Genomic DNA, 25,767 nt, shown 5'->3' on the forward strand with positions numbered 1-25,767 from the left:
TTCCGCGAGACGCGCGCCAGTTCAAATTGGTTGGACCAGTTGGGCGTGGCGAATGGATTTCGGAGCGAGTGGATGGCGGCGGGCAGGCAGGCGCGCGGGCGCGTGGAAGAGGTGATGCGGAAACTGGAAACGGCGATGCTGGACGGCACCTGGCCGGCTGGTGCCCGGCTGCCCGCGGAGCGGCTCCTGGCCGAGCAATATGGCGTGGCGCGCAACACCATCCGCGAGGCGACCCAGCGGCTGGCGGCGCGAGGCTTGCTGCAAAGCCGGCAGGGCGCCGGGGTGTTCGTCACCGAGCAGCTGCGCACCGGCTTTGCCTCGCCATGGCGCCAGCTGGTGGCGGACCACCCGGTGCTGCGCGACGATATCCTGGAGTTTCGCCGGGTGCTGGAGGGCGCTACCGCTTACTTTGCCGCAATGCGCGCGGATGCCGCGGATCTCAAGCGCATCCGCGGCCTGCTCCGCGCGCTGGAAGCCGCCCGCCAGCAAGACGACAAGGCCGCCGAGGCCGAGGCGGACGCCAAGCTGCATGAGGCCATTGCCCAGGCCTCGCACAACACCATGTTCCTGCACCTGCATACCAGCGTGATCGGCATGCTGCGCGAACACATCACCATCAACGGCACGGGCCTGCGGGTGCAGGACGAGGATGCCTCCGCGCTATTGCTGCTGCAGCACCGCACGCTGTGCGAGGCCATCTGCGCGCGCCGCCCGGAGGAGGCGCGCACCGCCATGCAGACGCATATCGACTTTGTGCGCAGCCGGGTTGAGCAGCGAGGAGACGGGGCAAGCGCCTGAAGCTGGGCACTGGATCGGCGGGCACCGGATCGGCGGGAATTGGTCCTACCGGTGGCGCCGTGCGTCAGATCAGGCCCTTGTTGGACAGCTCGCGCTTGAGATAGGCGTAGTAGATCGGCCCGGCAATCACGCCGGCGACGCCGTACAGCGACTCCATCAGCAGCATGACCGTGAGCAGCTCCCAGGCGGCGGCATTGATACGCGCGCCGATGATGCGTGCGTTGAGGAAATACTCGAACTTGTGGATCACCACCAGGTAGAACAGCGAGGCGATCGCCATGGGCAGCGAGACCGACAGCGAGGCCACCACGATGCCCGTGTTCGACACCAGGTTGCCCAGTACCGGCAGCAGCCCGACCAGGAACGTGAAGGCGACCAGCGTCTTGGCCAGCGGCAGGTGCACGCCAAACAGCGGCAGCACCACCAGCAGGTAGACCGCGGTGAGCGCGGTGTTGATCAGCGAGATCTGCACCTGGGCGAAGATGAACTGCGAGAACGCCAGCTGCAGGTTGCGGGCACGTTCCACCAGCGCCGAGGCCAGCGGCCGGCGGTTGGGCTTGGAGATGGCGCGGTACAGCGCGACCATCGCGCCGATCACCAGGCCGATCAGGATATGCGCGAGGCTGCGCAGCACCTCGGTGCCGAACTTCTGCGCCATCTGCGCGTGCTCGCGCAGCCAGGCAATGAGGGCGTTGGCCAGCTCATCCACGCCGCGCGGCAGCGCGTCGCTGACCCAGACCGGCAGCTGGGCGCGGGACTTGTCGATGATGTCGGCGGTGCGGATCAGCAGGGTGTCGAGCGTATTGCCGTCGCCGCTGACAAAGCGCACCAGCGCCCAGCCCCCAAGCGTGAGCCCCAGCAAGGTGACAGCGGAGAGAATCGCCACCGCCAGGGCGTCGTGGCGCTGGTGCAGGCGCACCAGCTTGGGCGCCAGCACGTCCACCAGCGAGTACAGCAGCAGGCCCGCCATGAGCGCCGCCACCAGGTTGGCCTGCATCACCATCCAGAGCGCCAGGGCGGTCAGGATATAGGCGGCAGTCGTGACATTGAACCACTTTGCATCCGGCAAGCGGGGTATGCGTGGCGGATCGGGTTGATTCATCAAGTCTCCTGCATTGAGGGGCCGCGCCGTCTGGTGGACGGCCGGGCGTCTGTGCATTGTACGGCGCTCGATTGTCCGATGGGCGGACGGCGAAGGCAAGCGCCCGGGCGGCGACAATGTGCGCCCGTGGTTGCTATGATCGGGCTGTTCGCGGGCCCGCCAGCTGACCGAGACAGATCCCATGACCTTTGCCCACACCGTAGCCTCGCGGCGGCATCTCTTCGCCGATCTCAAGACCCTGCTGGCCAAGGCCAGCCCGGCGCGCTCGGGCGACTACCTGGCCGGGCTGGCGGCTGCCAGCGAGGAGGAGCGCATGGCCGCGCGCATGGCGCTGGCCGAGGTGCCGCTGGCGCACTTCCTGGCCGAGGCGCTGGTGCCCTACGAGGACGACGAGGTCACGCGCCTGATCATTGACAGCCATGACGCCCAGGCCTTTCACGAGATCGCGTCCTTCACCGTGGGCGACTTGCGCAACTGGCTGCTGCTGCATGAGACCGACTCCGCGACGCTGGCGCGGGTGGCGCCGGGCATCGCGCCGGAGATGGCGGCGGCGGTGAGCAAGCTGATGCGCAACCAGGACCTGATCGCGGTGGCGCGCAAGTGCCGCGTCGTCACGCGCTTTCGCAACACCATCGGCCTGCCCGGACGGCTGGCGGTACGGCTGCAGCCCAACCATCCCACCGACGATGCCCGCGGCATTGCCGCCTCGATGATCGATGGCCTGCTCTACGGCTGCGGCGATGCCACCATCGGCATCAACCCCGCCACCGACAGCCTCGGTGCCATCGTCAAGCTGCTGCGGCTGGTCGACGACCTGCGCTGCCGCTTCGATGTGCCCACCCAGTCCTGCGTGCTGACCCACGTCACCAACACGCTGCGCGCCATCGAGCAGGGCGCGCCGGTGGACCTGGTGTTCCAGTCGGTGGCCGGCAGCGAGCGCGCCAATGCCGGCTTTGGCATCAGCCTGGCGCTGCTGCGCGAGGCGCATGACGCCGCGCAAAGCCTGGCGCGCGGCACGGTGGGCAACAACGTGATGTATTTCGAGACCGGGCAGGGCAGCGCGCTGTCAGCCAACGCGCACCACGGCGTGGACCAGCAGACCATGGAGGCACGCGCCTATGCGGTGGCGCGCGCGTTCTCGCCGCTGCTGGTCAATACCGTGGTGGGCTTTATCGGCCCCGAGTACCTGTACGATGGCAAGCAGATCATCCGCGCCGGGCTGGAAGACCATTTCTGCGGCAAGCTGCTCGGCGTGCCGATGGGCTGCGATGTCTGCTACACCAACCACGCCGAGGCCGACCAGGACGATATGGACACGCTGCTGACGCTGTTCGGCGTGGCCGGCATCAACTTCATCATGGGCGTGCCCGGCGCCGACGACATCATGCTGAACTACCAGAGCACCTCGTTCCACGACGCGCTCTACCTGCGCGACACGCTGGGCCTGCGCCCCGCGCCCGAGTTCGAGGACTGGCTGCAGCGCATGGGCATCCTCGGCGCGGATGGCCGGCTGCTGGAGCTGGCCGAACGCCAGCCGCTGCTGCAACTCGCGCACGGCCTGTAACGCGTCATGGCCAGCCAACGTTTTCCCGCCCGCACGAGGCCCGCGTCATGAGCCAGAAGCTGATCCACGACAACCCCTGGCAGCGCCTGCGGCAGTTCACCGTGGCACGGATTGCACTGGGCCGCTGCGGCAACAGCCAGACGACGCAGACCGTGCTCGCGTTCGGCCTGGCGCATGCGCAGGCGCGCGACGCGGTGCATGCGCCGCTGGCGCGCGCAGTCATTGAACAGGCATTGCGCAATGCCGGCTTCGACACCGTGGCCGCGCACAGCGCCGCACCGGATCGGCAGCACTACCTGCGCCGCCCAGACCTTGGCCGCCAGCTCGACGACGCCAGCCGCGCGCTGCTGGCGCGGGCGCGCACTGCCGAGCTGCCCGACGTCGTCTTCGTGATGGCCGACGGCCTGTCCGCGCTGGCGGCGCAGCGCCACGGCGTGCCATTGCTGCTGGCCGTGCGCGAGCGCCTGCCGGGCTGGCGCATCGGCCCCGTGGTGGTGGCGGAGCAAGCCCGCGTGGCGCTCGGTGACGAAGCCGCACTGCTTCTCGGCGCGCGCCAGGTGGTGATGCTGATCGGCGAGCGCCCCGGGCTGAGCTCGCCTGACAGCCTCGGCGTCTACCTGACGCACGACCCGCGCCCCGGCCGCACCGACGCCGAGCGCAACTGCATCTCCAACGTGCGTCCCGAAGGGCTGCCCTATGCGCAGGCCGCGGCCAAGCTGGCCTTCCTGCTGCGTGGCGCGCTGGCGCTCGGGCGCAGTGGCGTGGATTTAAAGGACGATAGCGAGCATGGGGTGTTGCCGGAGCCATCGGCGCAGCAAGGACAGTTGGGGAACTGACTGGCCATCGCGGATTTCCTACTCGTTTATCGGTCAACGATATACAATTCCACCATGATCCAGTCGTTCAAATGCGAGGACACTGCAGCGTTGTTCTCAGGCCGGCGCGTTCCGCGTTCGGCGATTCGCCAACATCAGGGCAACGGCTGAACGCAAGCTGGAGATGCTTGCGGTTGCTGCCTCGCTCGACTTCCTGCGGTCCCCACCTGGCAACAGGCTCGAAGTGCTGGGAGGCGACCGCAAAGGGCAGCACAGCATTCGCATCAACGATCGGTGGCGAGTGTGCTTCGTTTGGACGCCCGATGGCCCGGAGGCCGTCGAGATCGTGGACTATCACTGAAAGGAGATCACCATGGCCCGCTTCCATAACGGTATGCGACCGGTCCATCCCGGCGAAATCCTCCGCGAGGAGTTTCTCGTCCCGCTTGGCATGAGCGCCAATGCGCTCGCCGTGGCGCTGCACGTCACCGCGGCTCGCATCAACGACATCGTGCGCGAGCGCCGGGGCATTACGCCGGACACCGCCATGCGGCTGGCTCGCTACTTTGGCGGCGACGCCGAGTCCTGGCTCAACCTGCAGCAGTCTTATGACCTGAAAGTGGCTCAGCGCGAACACGGCAAGGAGATCGCTGCCCAGATCGCGCCACGCGACCTGGAAGCGGCTTGATGACATCCTCCCGCCCTTCAGGCGGGCTTCTTGCCGCGCTCACGCAAGATCAAACACCCGCCCCGGGCTGAGGATGTTGTGCGGGTCCAGCGCGCGCTTGAGCAAGCGCATCAATCCCAGTTCCTCCGGCGAGCGCGAGCAGTGCAGGTAGGGCTTCTTGTGAAAGCCGATGCCGTGCTCGGCGGAGACGCTGCCCTTGAACTCCTGCACCACGCCGTACATCACGTCGGAAATCTCATGCTCGGGGAAGTCGTGGTCGGTGGCGCCGGGCAGGTACACGCTGACGTGCAGGTTGCTGTCGCCCACGTGGCCGAAATTGACCGGCTCGGCATGCGGCCACACCGCCAGCAGGCGGGCGCGCAGCGTCTCGGCGAATTCACCGATGCGGCCGATCGGCAGGCTGACGTCATAGGCGGCATTGGGCGACCACATCACCGGGAATTCGGCCACCGCATCGCGCAGTTGCCAGAAGCTCTGCGCTTCCTTGTGGCTGGATGCGACCGCCGCGTCCTGGATCAGGCCGGCTTCCATCGCGGATTCCAGCATGCCTTCAAAGACCGGCGCATCCTGCGTGGCGTCGTTGCCTTGCAGGTCGAGCAGCACGTAGAAGGCATGGCCGGCGGGCAGCGGCGCGCGCACGCCGGGCACGCGCGTGGTCACCAGCCCGTAGAAATCCGCCCACATGACTTCAAAGGCTGACAGCCGCCCCGAGAGCTTGCGCTGCGCATGGCGCAGCAGACGTACCACGTCATCGTAGGTTTCGAGCGCGCACAGCGCCGTTTGCGTCGCGCTGGGCAGCGGTGCCAGACGCAGCACGGCGCGGGTGATCACGCCCAGGGTGCCTTCGCTGCCGATAAACAGCTGGCGCACGTCATAGCCGGCATTGTTCTTTTGCATCTTGTTGAGCGACGACACCACCGTGCCATCGGCCAGCACGGCTTCCAGTCCCAGCACCTGGTCGCGCATCATGCCGTAGCGGATCACGCGGTTGCCGCCCGCGTTGGTGGCGATATTGCCGCCGATCTGGCAGCTGCCGCGCGCGCCCAGGTCCACCGCCAGCAGCCAGCCGGCCGCGCGAGCCGCTTCCTGCGCCGCCTGCAGCGTGGTGCCGGCCATCACGGTCATGGTGCCGGCCTGCGCATCGATCTCTTCCACGCCGCGCATGCGCTCCAGCGAAAGCACCAGCTCGCCGCCTTCGGGCGTGGCTGCGCCGGCCAGGCCGGTCAGCCCGCCTTGCGGCACCACGGGCTGGCGCAGCCGATGGCATAGCGCCAGCACGGCGGCCACGTCTTCCGTGTTGCGCGGGCGCACCACCGCCAGCGGCGGCACCGCGCCGAGCGGCGCATACCAGTCCTTGCGAAAGCGGGCCTCGATGGCGTCGCCGGTTTGCAGCCCGGGCGCGTCCAGCAGCGTGGCGAGTTCCATGAGCAGGGCGGAGGACGGGGCGGGTTGGGGAGCGAGGCTTGCCATGTGCGGTGTGTGTGAAGGAGAAGGGGGCTAATGCTATGGGAGGATGGGCATAGCGTTAAGGGCCAATCGGGCTGGTGACGATGGCACCATCGCCGCAATGGGGCTCATTGCGCCATGAACGCTGAGATCGCCTGGGCCAGGAAGGCGCGATCGGCCGGGATGTTGTGCGGGTTCCCGGCCCGGTGCCCGTAGTCCGAGGGAATCGGCCGCAGCGTGGCGGTGCGGGCTCCGGTGAGCTTGCCGATTTCCGCGGCGTTGTCCTCGGCCTGGAAGTAAGCATCGGTCTGGCCGGGCATCAGCAGCACGTGCGCCCGGATCGCCGCCAGCGCGCGGTCCAGGTCGCCGCCGAAGGCATCGCAGCGGCTGATATCGCCGTTTTGCCACGTCCACAGTTGCGCCAGCAGGTCGTTGGCGTCACGGCGCGAGAAGTTGACGTCCCAGGTCTTCGCCAGGAAATCCTCCAGCGAGGCAAAGCCCGATTGCCGCCACAGTTCGTCGCGGTAGAACGCATGCGACAGCGCCCAGCCGGCGTACACGCGGCCCATGGCGCGGTACCCCGCGCGCGGCGGCTCGGTGAAGCGTCCATCCTTGAATGCCGGATCGGCAGTGAGCGCGGCCCTGACGCCCTCGAGGAAGACCTGGTTGAACGGCGAGCATCGCGCGCTGCCGCAGACCACGGCGATCCGCTCGACCATGTCCGCATGGCAGGCGCCCCAGTGGTAGGCCTGCATGCCGCCCATCGACCAGCCGTACACCAGGGCGATCTTCTCGATGCCGAACACTTCCTGCAGCAGCCTGCGCTGCACCGCCACGGCGTCGTGGTAGGTCACGCAGGGGTAGGCGCCCGGCGCGAACCGTGCCGCGGCATTCGACGGCGACGCCGACAGGCCGTTGCCGAACAGGTTCGGGATGATGACGAAGTAGCGTTCCGGATCCAGCACCCCGCCCGGCGCGACCAGCCATTCAGTGTCGTAATGCTGCGCGCTGAACGAGGTCGGGTAGACGATCACGTTGTCCTTGCGGGCGTTGAGCGTGCCGAAGGTCTTGTAGGCCAGCTGCATGCCGGGGAAGGCCTGGCCGGATTGCAGCGTCACGGTGCCTGCATCGAACAGCGCGTAGTCTTTGTCGACGGTCATGTCAGCAGCTCCAGGTAGGGATGGCGGCTATTGTGCCCGCACTCGCATCAGCACACTCAAGCACCGCTCCAGGCCTCCCGGTTGATCCCCGCCACTGGCGCGCGGCGTGGCGCCTGCGTGCGCGCCAGATGCTCCAGCGCGGGTTCGATCACCTCCGCCAGCTTGTGGAAGGCCGGCGCGATCTCATCGTCCGGCACGCAGGCATACCCCAGCAGCAAGCCCTGGTTGGTCGCCCGCGCGGGGTCCGCGAAATAGCGCGACAGCGGCCGCGTCGACAAGCCCTGGGTACGCGCCGCCATGCTGATGCCGAGGTCGTCGGCGCCCGGCGGCAGGTGGATCACCATATGCAGCCCGGCTTCATGCGTGGAGGTGGGCCAGTCCGCGCCCAGGCGCGTGGCGATGGCCTCGCGCAGCAGCCCCTGGCGTTGCGCGTAGCGCTGGCGCATGCGGCGGATATGCGTGGCGTAATGCCCCTCCTCGATAAAGTCGGCCAGCACCGCCTGCTGCACCAGCTGCCCCTCGCGGAACAGCTCCGACAGCCCGGTTGCGAAATGCGGCGCCAGCGGCTTGGGCAGCACCATGAAGCCCATGCGCAGGCCGGGGAACAGCGTCTTGGAAAACGTGCCCATGTAGATCACGCGGTCATGCTCATCCAGCCCCTGCAGCGAGGCAAGCGGGCGGCCCTCGAAGCGGAATTCGCTGTCGTAGTCGTCCTCCACGATCCACGCGCCGCGCTGGCGCGCGTATTCCAGCAGCATGCGCCGGCGCGACAAGCTCATCACCATGCCCAGCGGATATTGGTGTGACGGCGTGGCAAAGATAAAACGCGGCGGGTTCTGCAGCGTGGCCGCATCCGGGGCAAGGCCTTCGCTATCCACCGGCACGGGGATGGTTTCGATGCCGGCGCTGTTGAGCAGGCTGCGCGTGCCCCAGTAGCCGGGGTCTTCCATCCAGGCCTTGTCGCCGACATCGCCCAGCAGCCGCGCGATGAGGTCGATGGCCTGGTGGATGCCGGTGGTCAGGATGATCTGCTCCGGCTCGCAGCGCACTGAGCGCACCAGCCGCAGGTGCTCGGCCAGCACGCGGCGCAGCGGCAGGTAGCCACCGTTGTGCGCATACGTCAGAAGCTCGGGCTTGGGGGCGCGCCAGTGCTTGTTCAGCAAACGCGCCCAGACCGCGTGCGGAAACAGCGAAACGTCGGGTACGCCGGAGACGAACGCACCCCATTGGCGATCCGACGCACCAGAATGCGACACCAGATGCTGCCCGCGCCGCGAAAGCGCGAAGCGGTTTGGATTTTGCTGCGCTGCGAGCACTGGCATGGTGCCACTTTGTGCCCTAACGTTGTGCAATGCACTATGGTCGGGAAAACTCTGCGACACGAAGGTGCCACTTCCGCTGGCTGCGGTGACATAGCCCTCCGCCAGCAACTGCTCAAATGCATAAAGCACGGTATTGCGGGAAACCCCTATCTCCTTCGCAAGCAGGCGCGACGCAGGCAGCTTGCTACCCGCAACCAAAGACCCAGCAAGGATTTCCTGCCGAATGATCTCGTAGAGCTGGCGGTTCATATGCGCGCCGTTTTTATCCGCCGCACCATCCGCGGGCCGCTCCAGACGCTGCAGCAGCAGCTCCGACAAAATCGTCTCTTTCAAAGTGGCCCCGCGCGAAAAGAAAAATATGGATCTATGTATGGTACCAATGATCGGCTAAGTTTCGACACATCTTGTTTCGATCGTCGTTTTTCTCAACGACGTTTTGCCGATCAGGCCGATTCGATCCTCTCCGGGCACGTTCCAAGCGCGCGCACCGGACAGCCAGTGGAGCCACTTATGCAACGTCCCACCGCTATGCCCGCTACGCCCTCTATCCCCGCCACCCCCGCGCTTTCCACCGATGCCATCGCCGCCGCCGTGCGCGCGCTCGAGCCGTACATGGTGCGTACGTTGTCGGAATTCGTGGCGGCACCCAGCCCCTCCGGGCAGGAACAGCCCGCCGTGGCGTTCATGGAGGGCGCGCTGCGCGAGCTGGGCCTGGAGCCGGAGCGCATCTACCTGCGCAGCGAGACGTTGAAGGACTTGCCGCTGTTCTCACCGCCATGCTGTCCGGACGGCGGACGCTATAACCTGCTGGCTACGCATCGCCCGGCAACGAAGGGCGGCCGCTCCGTGCTGTTCAACGGCCACCTGGACGTGGTCCCCACCGGCCCGGAGTCGATGTGGCGCCAGTCGCCGTATGCGCCGTTTGTCGAGGACGGCTGGCTGTTCGGCCGCGGCGCGGGCGACATGAAGGCCGGCATCATCTGCACGCTCGCCGCCTATAAGGCGCTGAAAGATCTCGGCGTGCAGCCCGCCGGCGCGGTCGGCTTCAATGCCGTGCTCGAAGAAGAGAACACCGGCAACGGCGCGCTGGCGACCGTGGCCGCGCTCGCCAGCGCGGTGGGCGCCGGCAAGCTGGCCTCGTTCGACACCGTGGTGATTCCCGAGCCGCTGGGTGAGAGCCTGATGAGCGCGCAGATGGGCGTGTTCTGGATGTTCGTCGAACTCACCGGCCGCCCGGCGCATGCCGCCTACATGACCACCGGCGTGAACCCGGTGGAGGCCGGCATCGAGGTAATGGCCGACCTGCGCAAGCTCGAGGCCGAATGGAACCTGCCGCAGAACCGCCCCGCCGTGTACCGCGACCACGCGCACCCGATCAACTTCAACCTCGGCCAGATCCAGGGCGGCGAATGGAACTCGTCGGTGCCCTGCACCTGCACGCTCGGCATTCGCATCGGCTTCTACCCGACCATGAGCGTGACCGATGCCAAGGCGCGCGTCGAAGCCTGCGTGCGCGGCACGCTGGAGCGCCTGGCCAGCAACCTCACGCTCGATCTGCGCTACGAAGGCTTCCACGCCCCGGGCTGCGAGTTCGATCTCGATGTGCCCAGCATGCAGGCGCTTGGCGAAGCCCACCGCAAGGTCAATGGCGAAGAGGTGCGGCGCGAAGCCACCACCGCCACCACCGACGCGCGGCATTTCCGCCTGATGCTGGAAACGCCGGTGACCTGCTACGGCCCGCAGGCCCGCAACATCCATGGCATCGACGAGTCGGTTTCCATCCAGAGCATGGTGCGCGTTGCCACCACGCTTGCACAGTTCATGCACGACTGGTGCGGCGTAGAGCCGGTCAGCGCTTGAAGTCCACGCAGCAACTCGTCTTCGCGTATCCGCAGATCACGATCACCACCACAGGAAACTGACCGATGAAACACCTCACCCAACACCTGAAAAAGAGCTTTGGTAAAAGCCTGGTGTCGATGGCGCTGGCAACCGCCGGCCTGGCCCTGGCACCGGCGCTGTTGCCCGCGGGCAGCGCGGTTGCGCAGACCGTTGGCGGCACCTTGTCCGGCATCGTGCAACCCGAGCCGCCGATCCTGGTCAGCGCGATGAACTCGCAGGCGCCCACGCAATATGTCGCCGGCAAGATCTACCAGGGCCTGCTCACCTACGGCCCGGACCTCAAGCCGCGCCCGGAGCTGGCCAAGTCGTGGAAGATCTCGCCTGATGGCCTGACCTACACGTTCGAGCTGCAGAGTGGCGTGAAGTGGCATGACGGCAAGCCCTTCACTTCCGCCGACGTGGTGTTCTCGATCGACAAGATGCTGCGCGAAGTGCACGTCCGCACGCGCGCCGTGCTGAACAAGTACATGGAATCGATCCGCGCCGTGAACGACGGCACGGTCGAGATCAAGCTCAAGGAAGCGTTCCCGCCGTTTATCTCGATGTTCGAGACCGGCACCATGCCGATGATGCCCAAGCACATCTACGACGGCACGGACTACCGCAACAACCCGGCCAACCAGAAGCCTGTCGGCACCGGCCCCTTCATGTTCAAGGAATGGAAGAAGGGCGCCTATATCAAGCTGGCCAAGAACCCCAATTACTGGAAGAAGGGCAAGCCCTACCTGGATGAACTGGTGTTTTACGTGATCCCGGACTCGGCCTCGCGCGCGGTGGCCTTCGAGAAGGGCGACGTGCAGGTGCTGCGCGGCGGCGACGTGGACAACGTGGACGTGAAGCGCCTGCGCGCGTTGCCCAATGTGGAATACACCACCAAGGGCTGGGAGCTGTTCTCGCCGATGTCGAACCTGTTGATGAACATGCGCAAGCCGCCGTTCAACAACGTCAAGGTTCGCGAGGCGGTGATGCACGCGCTCAATCGCAAGATGATCGTGGACAACATCTTCTTCGGCATGGGCAAGCCAGCGGTCAGCCCGTTCGCCTCCGCCACGCTGTTCTTCGACAAGAGCACGCCGGTCTATGACTTCAACCTGAAGAAGGCGCGCGAGCTGATCAAGGAGTCCGGCGTCAACGTGGGCCAGTACCCGGTCAAGATCCTGTCGTCATCCTATGGCGCCAACTGGGACCGGCTTGACGAGTACATGAAGCAGATGCTGGAACAACTTGGCTTCAAGGTCAGCATCGAGTCCGCCGATGCCGGCACGTGGTCCGCCCGCGTCAGCAACTGGGACTTTGACCTGACCGCCACCTACACCTACCAGTACGGCGACCCGGCGCTGGGCGTGGAGCGGCTCTACGTGACCAAGAACATCGTCAAGGGCACGCCGTTCGCCAATGTGCAGGGCTACAGCAATCCGCAGGCCGATGAACTCTGGGCCAAGGCCAGCGTCACCATGGACCCGGCCGAGCGTCAGAAGCTCTACAGCCAGGTGCAGAAAATCCTGATGACGGAAGTGGCCGCAGGCAACCTGTTCGAGCTGGAGTTCCCCACGCTGTACCGCAAGAACGTCAAGAACCTCGTGACCACCGCCATCGGCCTGAACGAGTCGTTCGACAACGTTTCCATCGAGAAGAACTGAGTACGCCAGAGTACGCCAGAGTACGCCGCTACCCAGGTAACAAGTCGCCAGTCAGTTCACGCGCCGGGCCATCCGCCCGGCGCGTGCGTGGAGCATGCCGTGAATTTCCTCTCTTTCCTGCTATCCCGACTGTGGAAGGCCCTCGTGGTCGTCCTCGGCGTGGTCATCATCAATTTCTTCCTGATCCGCATGGCGCCCGGCGACCCCGCCACCGTGCTGGCGGGCGAGGCCGGCGCGGGCGATGCCGCCTTCGTTGGCCAGTTGCGTCAGCAGTTCGGGCTGGACCAGCCGGTGCTCACGCAGCTTGGCATCTATCTCAAGGGCGTGGCCAAGCTCGATCTTGGCTACTCGTATCGCAATCACCTGCCGGTGCTCGACCTGATCCTGGACCGGCTGCCCGCCACCATCGTGCTGATGAGCGGTGCCTTTGTCTTTTCCCTCGTGCTTGGCGTGTTTCTCGGCGTGATCTCGGCGCGCACGCGCTATGAGAACAAGCGTCGCTGGATCGACAGCGCGGTGATGTCCGCGGCGCTGCTGTTGTATGCCACGCCGCTGTTCTGGCTCTCGCTGATGGCCATCATCCTGTTCTCGGTGGTGCTGGGCTGGCTGCCGGCGTTTGGCATGGAAACCATCGGCGCAGGCTATACCGGCCTGGCGCGCATCCAGGACGTGGCGCTGCACATGATCCTGCCTACCATCTCGCTCGGCTGCTTCTTCATGGCGGTGTACGTGCGCCTGACCCGCGCCTCGATGCTGGAAGTGATGGGCATGGACTTCGTCAAGACCGCGCGCGCCAAGGGCGTGCCTGCTGGACGCGTGATCCGCGTGCATGTGCTGCGCAACGCGCTGCTGCCGGTCATTACCTTTGCCGGCATCCAGCTCGGCCAGATGGCAGGCGGCGCGGTGCTGACCGAAACCGTGTTCTCCTGGCCGGGCATTGGCCGGCTGATGTTCGACGCCCTGCTGCAACGAGATTACCAACTGCTGCTCGGCATCTTCTTCGTCACCTCGGCGCTGGTTGTGTTCTTCAACCTCGCGACCGATATCGTCTACCGCTTCATCGATCCCCGCATCTCGGTGGGCGGCAAGGGAGCCACGGCATGAAAGCCTTCGCACAACGCTATTGCCGCAACTACGGCGCCGTGATCGGCCTGGTCGTGCTGCTGCTGGTGGTCGCCGTGGCGCTGCTGGCGCCGGTGCTGTACGAGGAGTCGCCCTGGCTGATGGTGGGCGATCCGCTGGTGCGTCCGTTTGCCGACGCGGCGTTTCCCTTTGGCACCGACATGCTCGGGCGCGACATCACCGCTGGCATGCTGTACGGCGCGCGCGTCTCGCTGCTGGTGGGCGTGATCTCCACCGGCGTGGCGCTGGTGTTCGGCATCCTGATCGGGTCGGTGGCCGGCTATTGCGGCGGACGCATCGACGACGCGCTGATGCGCTTTACCGAGTTCTTCCAGACCATCCCGCAGCTGGCGATGGCGGTGGTGATCGTGGCGATCTTCAATCCCACCATCTACTCCATCGTGGCCGCCATCTCGGTGGTGTCCTGGCCGCCGGTGGCGCGTCTGGTGCGCGGCGAGTTCCTCACGCTCAAGCAGCGCGAGTTCGTGCAGGCTGCGGTGGTGATCGGGCAGAAGCCGCTGCGCATCATCCTCACGCAGATCCTGCCCAACGCCATGTCGCCCATCATCGTGTCGGCCTCCTTCATGGTGGCCACGGCAATCCTGACGGAGTCCGCGTTGTCCTTCCTGGGCCTGGGCGACCGCAACATGATGAGCTGGGGCTTCATGATCGGCGCGGCCCGCACCATGATCCGCGAAGCGTGGTGGATGAGCGTGTGGCCCGGCGTGGCCATCCTGCTGACGGTGCTGTCCATCAATCTGATCGGCGAAGGCCTGAACGACGCCATGAACCCGCAACTGCGCCGCCGTGGCGAGTAACGACAAGGAAGACGCCACCATGCAAGCACAAGACAAGCTACCGCTGCTATCCGTGCGCGACCTCACCATTGCGCTGCCTACGGGCGGTGACCGTGCGCACGCGGTGAAGGACGTCAGCTATGACCTGCACGCCGGCGAGATTCTCTGCATCGTCGGAGAATCCGGCTCGGGCAAGTCGATGAGCGCCAACGCCATCATGGGCCTGCTGCCGCCGTACCTGAAGCCGCAGGGCGGCCAGATCCTGTTCCAGGGCAAGGACTTGCTCACGCAGGATGAGCAGACCTTGCTGTCCATGCGCGGCAAGGCCATGGCCATGGTGTTCCAGGAGCCGCTGTCGGCGCTTAACCCCGTGATGACGGTGGGCGACCAGATTGCCGAGGTCATGCGCGTGCACGACGCCTACCCCGGCGAGGCGAGGACAAAGCGCGTACTGGAACTGCTGGAGTTCGTTGGCCTGCCCGATCCGGCCACGCTGATCCACAGCTATCCGTTCCGCCTGTCGGGCGGGCAGCGCCAGCGCGTGGTGATCGCCATGGCGCTCGCGCTGGAGCCGGCGCTGCTGATCGCCGACGAGCCGACCACTGCCCTGGACGTGACCACGCAGGCCCAGATCCTGGCGCTGATCAAACGCATCCAGGCCGACAAGGGCATGGGCGTGATGTTCGTCACGCACGATTTTGGCGTGGTGGCGGAAATCGCCGACCGCGTGGCGGTGATGGAGCGGGGCGTGCTGGTGGAGGTAGGCCCGGTGCAGCAGGTGCTCAACCATCCGCAGCATCCCTATACGCGGCGGCTGATCAGCGCCGTGCCGCATGGCCGCGCCAAGGCGCGCGACCAGCAGGCGGCCGAGACGGTGCTGGAAGTGCGCGACCTGCGCAAGACGTATTCCTCCGGCGGCGGCCTGTTCAGCAAGAAGCGCGTGGTCAACGCCGTGGACGGCGTGAGCTTCAGCGTGCGGCGCGGGCAGACGCTCGGCATCGTCGGCGAATCCGGCTCGGGCAAGTCCACCATCGGCAAATGCCTGCTGAAGCTGACCGACATCGACGGCGGCGAGCTGCTGTTCGACGGCCAGGACATCGCCCGGCTGACGGAGCGCCAGTTCCGCCCGCTGCGCAGCGATGTGCAGATGATCTTCCAGGATCCGTTCGCCTCGCTGAATCCGCGCCATACGGTGGGCCGCATCATCACCGATGGGCCTGTCGCCAATGGCGTGCCGCTGGCGCAGGCGCAGGCGCGCGCTCGCGAGCTGCTGCAGCTGGTGGGCCTGGAGCCTTCCGCGTTCGACCGCTATCCCAACCAGTTCTCCGGGGGGCAGCGCCAGCGCATCGGCATTGCGCGCGCGCTGGCGCTGGATCCCAAGTTGCTGGTGGCGGACGAGTCCGTCTCCGCGCTGGATGTCTCGGTGCAGGCGCAGGTATTGCAACTGCTGGCCGACCTGCAGAAGCGGCTGAACATCGGCCTGATCTTTATCACCCACGACCTGCGCGTGGCCGCTCAGATCTGCCACCACGTGATCGTGATGCATAAAGGCCGCGTGGTGGAGTCCGGCCCGCCAGACCAGATCTTCGACGCGCCGCAGCATGCCTACACGCAGCGGCTGATTGCAGCGATTCCCGGCAAGGAGTGGGACCCGGCCCTGATCCGCGCCGCGGCCTGAACTCAACCGCACAACCCCGACAGCACAACCCCGACAGCACAACCGATATCAAAGATGGAGCAACAGATGAAGAATGCCGAACTGGTTCGCCGCAAGGATGCCGCTACGCCCCGTGGCGTTGGCGTGATGTGCAACTTCTACGCCGAGCGTGCCGAGAATTCGGAGATCTGGGATGTGGAAGGCAAGCGCTATATCGACTTCGCCGCCGGCATCGCCGTGCTCAACACGGGCCACCGCCACCCGCGCCTGGTCGAAGCCATACAACGCCAGCTTGAGCGCTTCACGCACACCGCCTACCAGATCGTGCCGTACGCCAGCTATATCGAACTGGCCGAGCGGATCAACCAGCGCGCGCCCGGCCGCAGCGCCAAGAAGACGGCGTTCTTCACCACCGGCGCGGAGGCTGTGGAGAACGCCATCAAGATCGCGCGCGCCGCGACCGGCCGCCCGGGCGTGATCGCCTTCTCCGGCGGCTTCCACGGCCGCACCATGATGGGCATGGCGCTGACCGGCAAGGTGGTGCCGTACAAGGTGGGCTTTGGCCCGTTCCCCGGCGAGGTCTTCCACGCGCCGTACCCGTGCGCGCTGCATGGCGTGTCGGTGGAGGACGCGCTCAAGGCGATGGAGCACCTGTTCAAGGCCGACGTGGATCCCAAGCGCGTGGCCGCCATCATCTTCGAGCCGGTGCAGGGCGAGGGTGGCTTCAACGTGGCGCCGCCGGCCTTCGTCAAGGCGCTGCGCGCGATCTGCGACGAGCACGGCATCCTGCTGGTGGCCGATGAAGTGCAGACCGGCTTCGGCCGTACCGGCAAGCTCTTTGCCATGGAGCACTACGACGTGGCGCCCGACCTCACCACCATGGCCAAGAGCCTGGCCGGCGGCATGCCGCTGTCGGCGGTGTGTGGCCGCGCGGAGGTGATGGACGCCCCCGCGCCCGGCGGCCTGGGCGGCACCTACGCTGGCAACCCGCTGGCCGTGGCTTCCGCCCTGGCCGTGCTGGACGTGCTGGAAGGCGAGCAGTTGATCCCGCGTGGCGCGGCACTCGGCCAGCGCCTGGTAGCGCGGCTGGAAGCCCTGAAGGCGCGCGTGCCGCAGATCGCCGAGATCCGTGGCCTGGGCGCGATGGTGGCGGTGGAATTCCGCCGCGCCGATGGCGCGCCGGATGCGGAGTTCACGCGCGAGGTGCAGAACCGCGCGCTGGAGCAAGGCTTGCTGCTGCTGTCCTGCGGCGTGTACGGCAATGTGATCCGCTTCCTGTTTCCGCTGACGATTTCCGACGCGGTGATGAACGAAGGGCTGGATATCCTGGCCGATGTGCTGACGCGCTGAGCCACGAAGCCATCCACGAAGCCATCCACGAACAGACAAAGAGAGTCAGAACGATCATGCAACTCAAAGACCCCACCCTGCTGCGCTCGCAAGCCTTTATCGGCGGCCAATGGCAGAACGCCGACAGCGGCGCCACCTTCCCCGTGACCAACCCCGCCGACGGTTCGCTGATCGGCACCGTCCCGCTGATGGGCGCGGCGGAAACCACCCGCGCCATCGAGGCGGCCCGCGTGGCGCAGGCCGCATGGCGCCGCAAGACGGCCCGCGAGCGTGCCCAGGTGCTGCGTGCCTGGTACGACCTGATGCTGGCCAATGCCGACGACCTGGCCGTGCTGATGACCACTGAGCAAGGCAAGCCGCTGGCCGAGGCGCGCGGGGAAGCCGTCTACGCCGCCTCTTTCCTGGAATGGTTCGCCGAGCAAGCCAAGCGCGTCCACGGCGACGTGCTGGCCACGCCCGCGTCCGACAAGCGCCTGCTGGTGGTCAAGGAACCGGTTGGCGTGTGCGCGGCCATCACGCCGTGGAATTTCCCGTTGGCCATGATCACCCGCAAGGCCGGCCCGGCGCTGGCGGCGGGTTGCGCCATGGTGCTCAAGCCGGCGGAAGACACACCGCTGTCGGCGCTCGCGCTGGCGCTGCTGGCAGAACGCGCTGGCCTGCCCGCCGGCCTGCTGAGCGTGGTGACGGGCGACGCCGCCAGCTCGATCGAGATCGGTGGCGAGCTGACCGGCAGCCCGGTGGTGCGCAAGCTCAGCTTTACCGGCTCCACGGAAGTTGGCCGCATCCTGATGCGCCAGTCGGCGCCCACCATCAAGAAGCTGTCGCTGGAACTCGGCGGCAACGCGCCCTTCATCGTGTTCGACGACGCGGACCTGGACGCCGCCGTGGAAGGCGCCATGGCGTCCAAGTACCGCAACGCCGGCCAGACCTGCGTCTGCGCCAACCGCCTCTACGTGCATGACAAGGTGTACGACGCCTTCGCCGAGAAGCTGGTCGCTGCGGTGAACAAGCTCAAGGTTGGCCACGGCCTGGAGCCCGGCGTGCAGCAAGGCCCGCTGATCAATGAAGACGCGGTCGCCAAGGTGGAGCAGCACATTGCCGATGCCCTGGGCAAAGGCGCGCGCGTGCTCACGGGCGGCAAGCGCCACAGCCTGGGCGGCACCTTCTTCGAGCCCACCGTGCTGGCCGGCGTCACGCCGGACATGGTGGTGGCGAAGCAGGAAACCTTCGGCCCGCTCGCGCCGCTGTTCCGCTTCACCAGCGACGAGGAAGTGGTCAATATGGCTAACGATACCGAGTTCGGCCTGGCCTCCTACTTCTTCAGCCGGGACATCGGGCGCATCTGGCGCGTGGCCGAGGCGCTGGAGTACGGCATGGTGGGCATCAACACCGGCCTGATTTCCAACGAGGTGGCGCCTTTCGGTGGCGTCAAGCAATCCGGCCTGGGCCGCGAAGGCTCCTCGTACGGCATCGAGGAATACCTGGAGGTCAAGTACCTCTGCATGGGCGGCGTGGACCGCTAAGCCCCGGCACAACGCAACGCGTTTTCAGGAGAAACCACCATGAGCAGACCCCAGGCCGTACCCACCGTGCAGGTGGACAATGATCGCGTGGTCGTTACCGAGTGGCGCTTTGCGCCGGGCGCGCAGACCGGGCATCACCGCCACGGCTACGACTACGTGGTGGTGCCGATGACCACCGGCGCGCTGCGGCTGGAGACGCCGGCCGGCGAAGTCGTCAGCCAGCTCGTGGCGGGCCACGCCTACTACCGTGGCGCGGGCGTCGAGCACAACGTGATCAACGCGCACGAAGGCGAATGCGTGTTCGTGGAAATCGAGATCAAGCCAGTTGCGCCGCCTCCCGCAGCCGGGAAACCGTGAGTCTCACCTAAAAAAATCATGCGCGCCTTCTTCTCGGATGACCAACTGCTGCACCAGCCCCGCCAGTTCATGCGTGCGGGCCGCCTGTGCGAACCCACCGACGTGCCCGCCCGGGCCCACGCGCTGCAACGCGCGCTGGCCGGGCGCGGCATCACGCTGGCTGAGCCAGCCGACTTTGGCCGCGCGCCGCTGGAGGCCGTGCACAGTCCGGCGTATCTGGATTTTCTAGGTTATGCGTACGAGCGCTGGATGGCGCTGGCGCGGCCCGGGTTCGAGCCGGGCATCGAAGTGCTGCCCAATCTTTCGCCCTACTACAACGGCCGTGTGGACCAGCCGCGCCGCGTGCCGTGCCCGACGGATTCCATCATTGCCCAGGCCGGCTATTACCTCGGCGACCTGAGCGCGCCGCTCGGGCCGCAGAGCTGGCGCTCCATCCTGCGCTCCGCGCACAGCGCCGTGGCTGCCGCCGAGTACGTGTGCGAGCAGCAGGACCGGCAAGGCATCGCCTACTCGCTGTCGCGCCCGTCCGGCCACCATGCGCACAGCGACCGCGCGGTGGGCTTTTGCTACGTCAACAACTCAGCCATCGCCGCCGAGACCTTGCTCAAGCGCTTCAACAAGGTGGCGGTGCTCGACGTGGACGCGCACCACGGCGATGGCACGCAGCAGATCTTCTACCAGCGCTCCGACGTGATGACGATCTCCCTGCACGCCGATCCGAGCGCGTACTACCCCTTCTATACCGGCTACGCTAACGAGCGCGGCTACGGCGCGGGCTATGGCTACAACCTGAACTTCCCGCTGCCGCACGGCACCGAGGACGCCGGCTTTCTCGGCGCGCTCGACAACGCGCTCGATGCCCTGCGCGACTACCGTCCGCAGGCACTGGTGCTGGCACTGGGCTTCGACACCTACATCCACGATCCCATCAGCGTGCTGCGCGTGGGGCTGGATGCCTATCGCGGCATCGGCGAGCGCATCAATGCGCTGGGCGTGCCCACGGTGGTGGTGCAGGAAGGCGGCTACGAGGTCGAGGCCATCGGTCCGGCGCTCGATTCCTTCTTGTCGGGCCTCGTGCCTGCCACGGCCTGAGCCACGTGCCGCAACCCTTGCGCTACCCGATTCCGCTTGAACAAAGAGAGCCGACATGACGACACTGAAGATCGATGGCGACCGCCTCTGGCAGTCCTTGATGGTATTGGCGCGCATCGGTGCCACGCCGCGCGGCGGCAATGCGCGCCTGGCGCTCACCGCGCTCGACGGCCAGGGGCGCGACCTGGTCACGGGCTGGATGCGCGATGCCGGCCTTGCCGTCACGGTTGACAAGGTCGGCAATATCTTCGGCCGCCGTGCCGGGCGCAACGACAGCCTGCCGCCCGTGATGACCGGCAGCCATATCGATACGCAGCCCACGGGCGGCAAGTTCGACGGCTGCTTTGGCGTGCTGGCCGGGCTGGAAGTCATGCGTACCCTGAATGACCAGGGCGTACAGACCGAGGCGCCGCTGGAGCTGGCAATCTGGACCAACGAGGAAGGCACGCGCTTCGTGCCGGTGATGATGGGCTCGGGCGTGTTCGCCGGCATCTTCCCGCTGCAGACCGCGCTGGATGCGACAGATAACGACGGCAAGCGCGTGGACGATGAACTGCGTGCCATCGGCTACGCCGGCAGCGCCGAAGTGGGCGGCCGCGAGATCGGCGCGTATTTCGAGGCGCATATCGAGCAGGGCCCGGTGCTGGAAGACGCCGATAACGTGATCGGCGTGGTGACCGGCTCGCTAGGCCTGCGCTGGTACGACGTGACCGTGACCGGCATGGAAGCCCATGCCGGCCCCACGCCGATGCCGCTGCGCCGGGATGCGCTGTATGGCGCGTCATTCATCCTGCAGGAGGTGGTGCGCATCGCGCACGATTTCGCGCCGCACGGGCGCGGCACGGTGGGCGTGCTCGATGTCCATCCGGCCTCGCGCAATGTGATTCCCGGCACGGTGAAGTTCACGGTGGACCTGCGCCACCAGGACGCCGGCAAGCTGGCCGAGATGGACGCCCGCCTGCGCGCGGCCTGCGACGCGCTCGCGCAAGGCAAGACCACCGGCAACCCGCTCGGCGTGCGGATCGATGACGTGCAGTATTTCCCGCCCACGCCGTTCGCGCCGGAACTGGTGGGCCACGTGCGCCAGCAGGCGGCGGCGCTGGGCTACACGCACCAGGACATCGTCACCGGCGCCGGACATGACGCGGTGTACATCGCCACGGTGGCCCCCACCGCCATGATCTTTGTCCCTTGCAAGGACGGCATCAGCCACAACGAAGTGGAAGACGCCAAGCCCGAGCACCTGGAAGCCGGCGCCAATGTGCTGCTGGGCGCGATGGTGGCACAGGCTGGTGGCGTGAGCGCCTGATCCGCGACGCATCCCTGAGCCGTCACGGATCGGTCCAAACCAGTGCGCCGCACAAGCCGGATGCACCGCGGCGCGACGCCCCGCTGACCATCGCGGTGCGCTAGCCAACCCAACACCACGGTAACGGCGGGGGCGGCCCCGCCGCGTCCGCGCGGACCAGCTTTCCGGCCCGGGCCGGATGGCACAGCACTTGCAATTCAAGCGCATCGCCCGTCGCTGCCACCACGACGGTTCACGTCTTCACTTCCAGAAAGCAAGGAATCCCATGTCCTTCCGTTTGCTCCAACACCGCACCGGCGCCATCGCGCTGGCGGCCATGCTGGCCACCGGCCTGGTTGCCACTTCCCCTGCATCGGCGCAAGCCACGCACGACTGGCCCACCCAACCCGTGCGCATCGTCGTGCCGTTCCAGGCAGGCTCCGCTACCGATCTCATCACGCGCCAGCTCGGCATCGGCCTGGGCCGCGAGTACGGCCAGACCTTCGTCGTCGAAAACCGGCCAGGCGCCGCGGCCATGATCGGCAGCGAAGCAGCCGCGCGCGCGCCTGGAGATGGCTACACCTTGCTGATGTCGGGGCCTGCTTCCATGGTGACCAACCGCTTCCTCTACAAGAAGCTCAGCTACGATCCAGACGCCTTCGAGAAGGTCGCGGTGGTGGCCATCACGCCGAACATCCTGCTGGCCAGCCCTGGCCTGCCCTTCAAGACGCTGCCGGAAATGATCGCTTACGCCAAGGCCAATCCGGGCAAGCTGACCTATGCGTCGTTTGGCGCGGGCACCACGTCGCATATGGCAGGCGAGATGCTCAAGGCGCTGGCCGGCATCGATATCGTCCATGTGCCGTACAAAGGCGCGGGCGAGGCGATTCCCGCCTTGCTTTCCGGACAGGTGTCGATGTACTTTGACACCATCATGACGGGGTTGCCATATGTGAAGGCGGGCAAGCTGCGCGCGCTGGGTGTTTCCAATGCCAGGCGCTCGCCGATGGCGCCGGATATTCCCACCATTGCCGAGCAGGGCTATCCAGGCTTCGATATCGCGCCCTGGTACGGGATTGTCGCGCCGAAAGGCACGCCAGCCGAGGTGGTTGCCAAGTTGAATGTCTCGATCAACAAGGTGCTCAAGGACCAAGGTTTTCGCGAGAGGCTCGCCGCTACCGGCGCGGAGCCGCGCGGCGGTTCGGTGGCCGACTTCAACGCCATGGTAGGCGCGGAAATCCCGCGCACGGAGAAGCTGGTCAAGCAGTCGGGGATCAGCCTGCAGTAGGGTTTCTGGCGCGAGGTAAAAACACGGGCTTCGCTTCACGTGGCTCCTGGCTAAGCCACCCCTCTCCCCTGCGGGGAGAGGGAGAGACGTCGTCATGGCGCGCGGCCTTGGCCCGTTCGGCGGCTTCGGCCCGCTACATCATGTGGCGTGAGAAGCGCCCGTGCTCGGCACCGACCATCAGGTCGGCGAACTGGTCGCTGCTCATGTGCACGAGTTGCTGGTGATCGCCGGCTTCGAAGAACACTTCGGGCTGGGCCAGCAGGGCGTCGTCGAGGTAGGTATGCATGCCGTAGGCCATGGCTACCGGCGGGATGGCGCCCAGGTCGCAATCCTTGAAGACTTCGCGGATCTCCTCTTCGTGGGCCAGTACCAGCGTGCGCCCGGATTGCGCGCAGATGGCTGCCAGGTTCAGGTGATGGCTGGACGGGATCACCGCGGCTACGTAGCCGATGTCATCCTCCAGCAACAGGGTCTTGGCCAGGCGATCTCCGGGAACGTGCGCTGCCTCCGCAGTGGCCATGCTGCTGAGGGTGTAGGGATGGCGGATGGTGTCGAAACGGCTGTTCCTGCTGTTGAGGCAATTTGCCAGGGTGGTAGCCAAGGCCATGATGCGTCTCCTTCGCTGTACGTTGCGCTCAGGGCCGCGACGGACCCTAGCGCTTCCTACTATAGACGGTGCCTTTGGCGCCGGGGTGCCACGCGCAGCGCGTCATGCCTCGTCGTGCGCATCCATGGGCGGCAAGCGGCGCGGTTGTGGCCACAGGGCCTGCAGTTCGGTCTTGAGGAAGTTCAGCAGGTAGCGCGTGGCCATGGTCTGGTAGCGGTTGGGCATGGTCAGCATATAGAGGCGGCTGCCGAACACGCTGATGTGGTAATCCGCCAGCACGGGCAGCAGGGTGCCCGCGTCGAGTTCCGCGCCGATGGCATAGAGCGGGAAGATGCCCAGGCCCAGGTCGCCCAGCACGCCGTCCTTCAGGAAGGCGAAATTCTCCGAGCTCAGCGTGGGTTCCAGCGCCACTTGCTCGCGCACTGCGTCGCTGCCGGTGCCGCGCGTGCCGAAGGCCTTGAGCTTCTGGCCGATCGGCGAGGCGCAGACGATGGCGTGGTCCTTGAGATCGGCCAGGTCGCGCAGGGGCGGCTGCGTGGCCAGGTAGCCGGGAGACCCGCATACCACCCACTCGACCACGCCGATCTCGGTCGCCACCACCGAGTCCGGCGGCGTGGAGATGATGCGCAGTGCCACCTCCACGTCTTCGGACACCAGGTTGTGGATGCGGTTGTCGAACACCACATCGAGGGTGATGTCGGGGTAACGGTGCTTGAACTTCACCAGCAGCGGCGAGAGCATCGCGTGCCCCAGCCCGGTAGGCACCGACAAGCGCACATGGCCATGCAGGCTCTTGCCCATGCTGTTGATCAGCGCGTTGGCCGCCGCCACTTCACCGAGGATGTTGCGCCCGTGCTCGTACAGGCCGGCGCCCACGGGCGTGGGCTCGACGTGCCGGGTGGTCCGGCGCAGCAGCTGCACGCCCAGCGCTTCTTCCAGCGCCTTGAGGTGGTAGCTCACGTTGGCGCGGGTCATCTTGAGCTTGCGCGCGGCAGCCGAGAGGTTGCCGGCATCGACGATGTCCACGAAAAGGCGTAAGGCGTTCAGGTCCATTTGGTGGATTGCTCTTGTTCGGGTGAAAGCGTGCTGGCGTTGACGGGCATGGCGAACAGTTTATCAAGTCGCCGCGCGTCCAATGCGTGAGCCGGCCATGCTCGCCGCTCCTGATGGCTGCACGCCATCTAAAGACGGGCAAGCCAAGACAACGCAATTGCGTCAAAGGCCGATGCGCAAAGGATAGCGCTGGGGCATTCCCTTTATGTTTCCCGATGCCCCCTGATGTCCTCTGATGTCGAAGCGATGATCTTCGCAAGCAGCGGTTTCTTCCAGTGCGGGGGGCGCGGATTGCCACTGCAGCAGAGAAATATCCGTTGCCGATATTGCATTCGATCACCACCGTGCGCTGGTGATCGGCGGTCATCGATTGATTGTGCATGCGCCGGTCCAGGCGCCGGAAATCGGTGGCGAATTCCAGCCAGCGCCAGGCGCGCCACGAAAGCGTCCAGGCAGGATAGGAGCGGGTAGAACACGGATTCGCCGGGGTGTTGCGCCTGGTCCGGCGCCAGCGCACCGCAGCGGCGGAACTCGCGCGGTGCTATCGGCGTCTCAGGGATTGGCTCCGGGCTATGCGACATGGCGTTTCCCCCAATCTTGGCGTCGCCGGCTCTCTTTGGAATGGCGCGCTTTGCACGGTATCACCGGCCCGGCCGGTAAGGAAAGGAGAAATCCGCGCGGACTTTTCCGTGCAATGCGGTGCGGCGTCTATTGGAATGACAGTGAACACGGGATTCCGCAAGCGCGAATGCCGCGTATCAAACGCGGTGCGAGAGCCAGTCCGCCGGGGCTTGCATCGCGCTAGCGGATTGCCATTTCCTGTTTTTGAATGATGCATGGGGCTTGAATGCCAGGCATCCAAGTCAGGATCGAGTCCAGGCGTGGATGCACGCGAGCCTGCGCTAAAAAGTGGATATTGCTTAGCTTCAGGCCCATGCGTTTATCCGCTTCGGGGGCAATTACGGCAAAGCCGGGCGTGCTCCGACAGGCTTTTCTATCACATTGTCTGTACATTTTTCGTGGCAGAACGGGAATTGCGGCTTCCATGGGCGTTGTTGCATAAATCCGGCTGTGCTAGCTGACGTTTACGCGCAACAGCCAGGGTGGCACGTCTGTTAACTTTCCGGGGACTTGCGTAGATTCTCGACTTTTTCCCGAGAAGATGCGCAAGGACGAACACGAGCGAAGCGAGCCGA

General features: G+C 66.2%; 22 protein-coding genes and 1 pseudogene. 16 read left to right on the top strand and 7 right to left on the bottom strand.

Annotated features, from left to right (window positions below; translation table 11 throughout):
- Window positions 1-72: 72 nt before the first annotated feature.
- Window positions 73-798 (top strand): FadR/GntR family transcriptional regulator, encoded by a 726-nt coding sequence (locus tag AC1DQR_RS13990; protein ID WP_416051241.1) that lies wholly within the window; start codon window positions 73-75, stop codon window positions 796-798.
- Window positions 799-862: 64 nt separating this feature from the next.
- Here AC1DQR_RS13990 and AC1DQR_RS13995 read toward each other — a convergent pair whose 3' ends face one another.
- Window positions 863-1,900, bottom strand: a complete 1,038-nt coding sequence (locus AC1DQR_RS13995; RefSeq protein WP_416051240.1) for an AI-2E family transporter — start codon at window positions 1,898-1,900, stop codon at window positions 863-865.
- 181 nt (window positions 1,901-2,081) lie between these two features.
- On the opposite strand from AC1DQR_RS13995, the gene AC1DQR_RS14000 reads away from it, so the two are divergent.
- From AC1DQR_RS14000 to AC1DQR_RS14015, 4 genes and pseudogenes are all read left to right on the top strand, one after another.
- A complete protein-coding gene (locus AC1DQR_RS14000; RefSeq protein ID WP_416051239.1) occupies window positions 2,082-3,464 on the top strand; it encodes an ethanolamine ammonia-lyase subunit EutB in 1,383 nt (460 codons plus the stop codon).
- A 47-nt stretch (window positions 3,465-3,511) separates the two neighbouring features.
- Window positions 3,512-4,300 carry an ethanolamine ammonia-lyase subunit EutC gene (gene eutC, locus AC1DQR_RS14005; protein WP_416051238.1) on the top strand — a complete coding sequence of 263 codons (789 nt, stop codon included), beginning with the start codon at window positions 3,512-3,514 and terminating at the stop codon, window positions 4,298-4,300.
- A 54-nt stretch (window positions 4,301-4,354) separates the two neighbouring features.
- Window positions 4,355-4,640, top strand: a pseudogene (locus tag AC1DQR_RS14010) (type II toxin-antitoxin system RelE/ParE family toxin).
- A gap of 12 nt (window positions 4,641-4,652) precedes the next feature.
- Window positions 4,653-4,967, top strand: coding sequence for a HigA family addiction module antitoxin (locus AC1DQR_RS14015; protein ID WP_150986486.1), 315 nt, complete (start codon window positions 4,653-4,655; stop codon window positions 4,965-4,967).
- A gap of 39 nt (window positions 4,968-5,006) precedes the next feature.
- Here the strand turns inward: AC1DQR_RS14015 and AC1DQR_RS14020 are convergent, their stop codons facing one another.
- From AC1DQR_RS14020 to pdxR, 3 genes are all read right to left on the bottom strand, one after another.
- On the bottom strand, window positions 5,007-6,437 hold the full coding sequence (locus tag AC1DQR_RS14020; RefSeq protein ID WP_477133165.1) for an FAD-binding oxidoreductase: 1,431 nt from the start codon (window positions 6,435-6,437) through the stop codon (window positions 5,007-5,009).
- Between the two features lie 104 nt (window positions 6,438-6,541).
- Window positions 6,542-7,573, bottom strand: a complete 1,032-nt coding sequence (locus tag AC1DQR_RS14025) for an alpha/beta fold hydrolase (protein ID WP_416051236.1) — start codon at window positions 7,571-7,573, stop codon at window positions 6,542-6,544.
- Between the two features lie 56 nt (window positions 7,574-7,629).
- The gene (gene pdxR, locus AC1DQR_RS14030; RefSeq protein WP_183034791.1) at window positions 7,630-9,228 is read right to left on the bottom strand and encodes a MocR-like pyridoxine biosynthesis transcription factor PdxR; all 1,599 of its coding nucleotides are present in this window, start codon (window positions 9,226-9,228) and stop codon (window positions 7,630-7,632) included.
- Window positions 9,229-9,405: 177 nt separating this feature from the next.
- On the opposite strand from pdxR, the gene AC1DQR_RS14035 reads away from it, so the two are divergent.
- The 11 genes from AC1DQR_RS14035 to AC1DQR_RS14085 all read left to right on the top strand — a co-directional run bounded on the left by AC1DQR_RS14035 (window position 9,406) and on the right by AC1DQR_RS14085 (window position 22,911).
- Window positions 9,406-10,755 (top strand): ArgE/DapE family deacylase, encoded by a 1,350-nt coding sequence (locus AC1DQR_RS14035; protein ID WP_477133166.1) that lies wholly within the window; start codon window positions 9,406-9,408, stop codon window positions 10,753-10,755.
- A gap of 65 nt (window positions 10,756-10,820) precedes the next feature.
- On the top strand, window positions 10,821-12,437 hold the full coding sequence (locus AC1DQR_RS14040; protein WP_416051235.1) for an ABC transporter substrate-binding protein: 1,617 nt from the start codon (window positions 10,821-10,823) through the stop codon (window positions 12,435-12,437).
- A gap of 99 nt (window positions 12,438-12,536) precedes the next feature.
- Window positions 12,537-13,541 (top strand): ABC transporter permease, encoded by a 1,005-nt coding sequence (locus AC1DQR_RS14045; protein WP_150986490.1) that lies wholly within the window; start codon window positions 12,537-12,539, stop codon window positions 13,539-13,541.
- On the top strand, window positions 13,538-14,377 hold the full coding sequence (locus AC1DQR_RS14050) for an ABC transporter permease (protein WP_150986491.1): 840 nt from the start codon (window positions 13,538-13,540) through the stop codon (window positions 14,375-14,377). Before AC1DQR_RS14045 ends, AC1DQR_RS14050 begins: the two co-directional genes overlap by 4 nt.
- Window positions 14,378-14,396: 19 nt before the next feature.
- Window positions 14,397-16,034, top strand: coding sequence for an ABC transporter ATP-binding protein (locus AC1DQR_RS14055; RefSeq protein WP_416051234.1), 1,638 nt, complete (start codon window positions 14,397-14,399; stop codon window positions 16,032-16,034).
- Between the two features lie 66 nt (window positions 16,035-16,100).
- A complete protein-coding gene (locus AC1DQR_RS14060) occupies window positions 16,101-17,363 on the top strand; it encodes a 4-aminobutyrate--2-oxoglutarate transaminase (protein ID WP_416051233.1) in 1,263 nt (420 codons plus the stop codon).
- Window positions 17,364-17,419: 56 nt separating this feature from the next.
- Window positions 17,420-18,886, top strand: a complete 1,467-nt coding sequence (locus tag AC1DQR_RS14065; protein WP_477133167.1) for an NAD-dependent succinate-semialdehyde dehydrogenase — start codon at window positions 17,420-17,422, stop codon at window positions 18,884-18,886.
- 39 nt (window positions 18,887-18,925) lie between these two features.
- On the top strand, window positions 18,926-19,243 hold the full coding sequence (locus tag AC1DQR_RS14070) for a cupin domain-containing protein (protein ID WP_253928501.1): 318 nt from the start codon (window positions 18,926-18,928) through the stop codon (window positions 19,241-19,243).
- A gap of 18 nt (window positions 19,244-19,261) precedes the next feature.
- Window positions 19,262-20,335, top strand: a complete 1,074-nt coding sequence (locus AC1DQR_RS14075; protein WP_416051231.1) for a histone deacetylase family protein — start codon at window positions 19,262-19,264, stop codon at window positions 20,333-20,335.
- Between the two features lie 55 nt (window positions 20,336-20,390).
- Window positions 20,391-21,644: a Zn-dependent hydrolase gene (locus tag AC1DQR_RS14080; RefSeq protein WP_477133168.1), complete on the top strand. Its 1,254-nt coding sequence runs from the start codon at window positions 20,391-20,393 to the stop codon at window positions 21,642-21,644.
- Between the two features lie 265 nt (window positions 21,645-21,909).
- The gene (locus AC1DQR_RS14085; RefSeq protein ID WP_416051229.1) at window positions 21,910-22,911 is read left to right on the top strand and encodes a Bug family tripartite tricarboxylate transporter substrate binding protein; all 1,002 of its coding nucleotides are present in this window, start codon (window positions 21,910-21,912) and stop codon (window positions 22,909-22,911) included.
- Window positions 22,912-23,044: 133 nt separating this feature from the next.
- Here AC1DQR_RS14085 and AC1DQR_RS14090 read toward each other — a convergent pair whose 3' ends face one another.
- The 3 genes from AC1DQR_RS14090 to AC1DQR_RS14100 all read right to left on the bottom strand — a co-directional run bounded on the left by AC1DQR_RS14090 (window position 23,045) and on the right by AC1DQR_RS14100 (window position 25,618).
- Window positions 23,045-23,518: an aminoacyl-tRNA deacylase gene (locus AC1DQR_RS14090; protein ID WP_253928497.1), complete on the bottom strand. Its 474-nt coding sequence runs from the start codon at window positions 23,516-23,518 to the stop codon at window positions 23,045-23,047.
- 102 nt (window positions 23,519-23,620) lie between these two features.
- Window positions 23,621-24,571, bottom strand: coding sequence for a LysR family transcriptional regulator (locus AC1DQR_RS14095; protein ID WP_416051228.1), 951 nt, complete (start codon window positions 24,569-24,571; stop codon window positions 23,621-23,623).
- Between the two features lie 801 nt (window positions 24,572-25,372).
- A complete protein-coding gene (locus AC1DQR_RS14100; RefSeq protein WP_416051227.1) occupies window positions 25,373-25,618 on the bottom strand; it encodes a hypothetical protein in 246 nt (81 codons plus the stop codon).
- Window positions 25,619-25,767: the final 149 nt, after the last annotated feature.

This window comes from Cupriavidus sp. 05L411 (genome assembly GCF_056398045.1).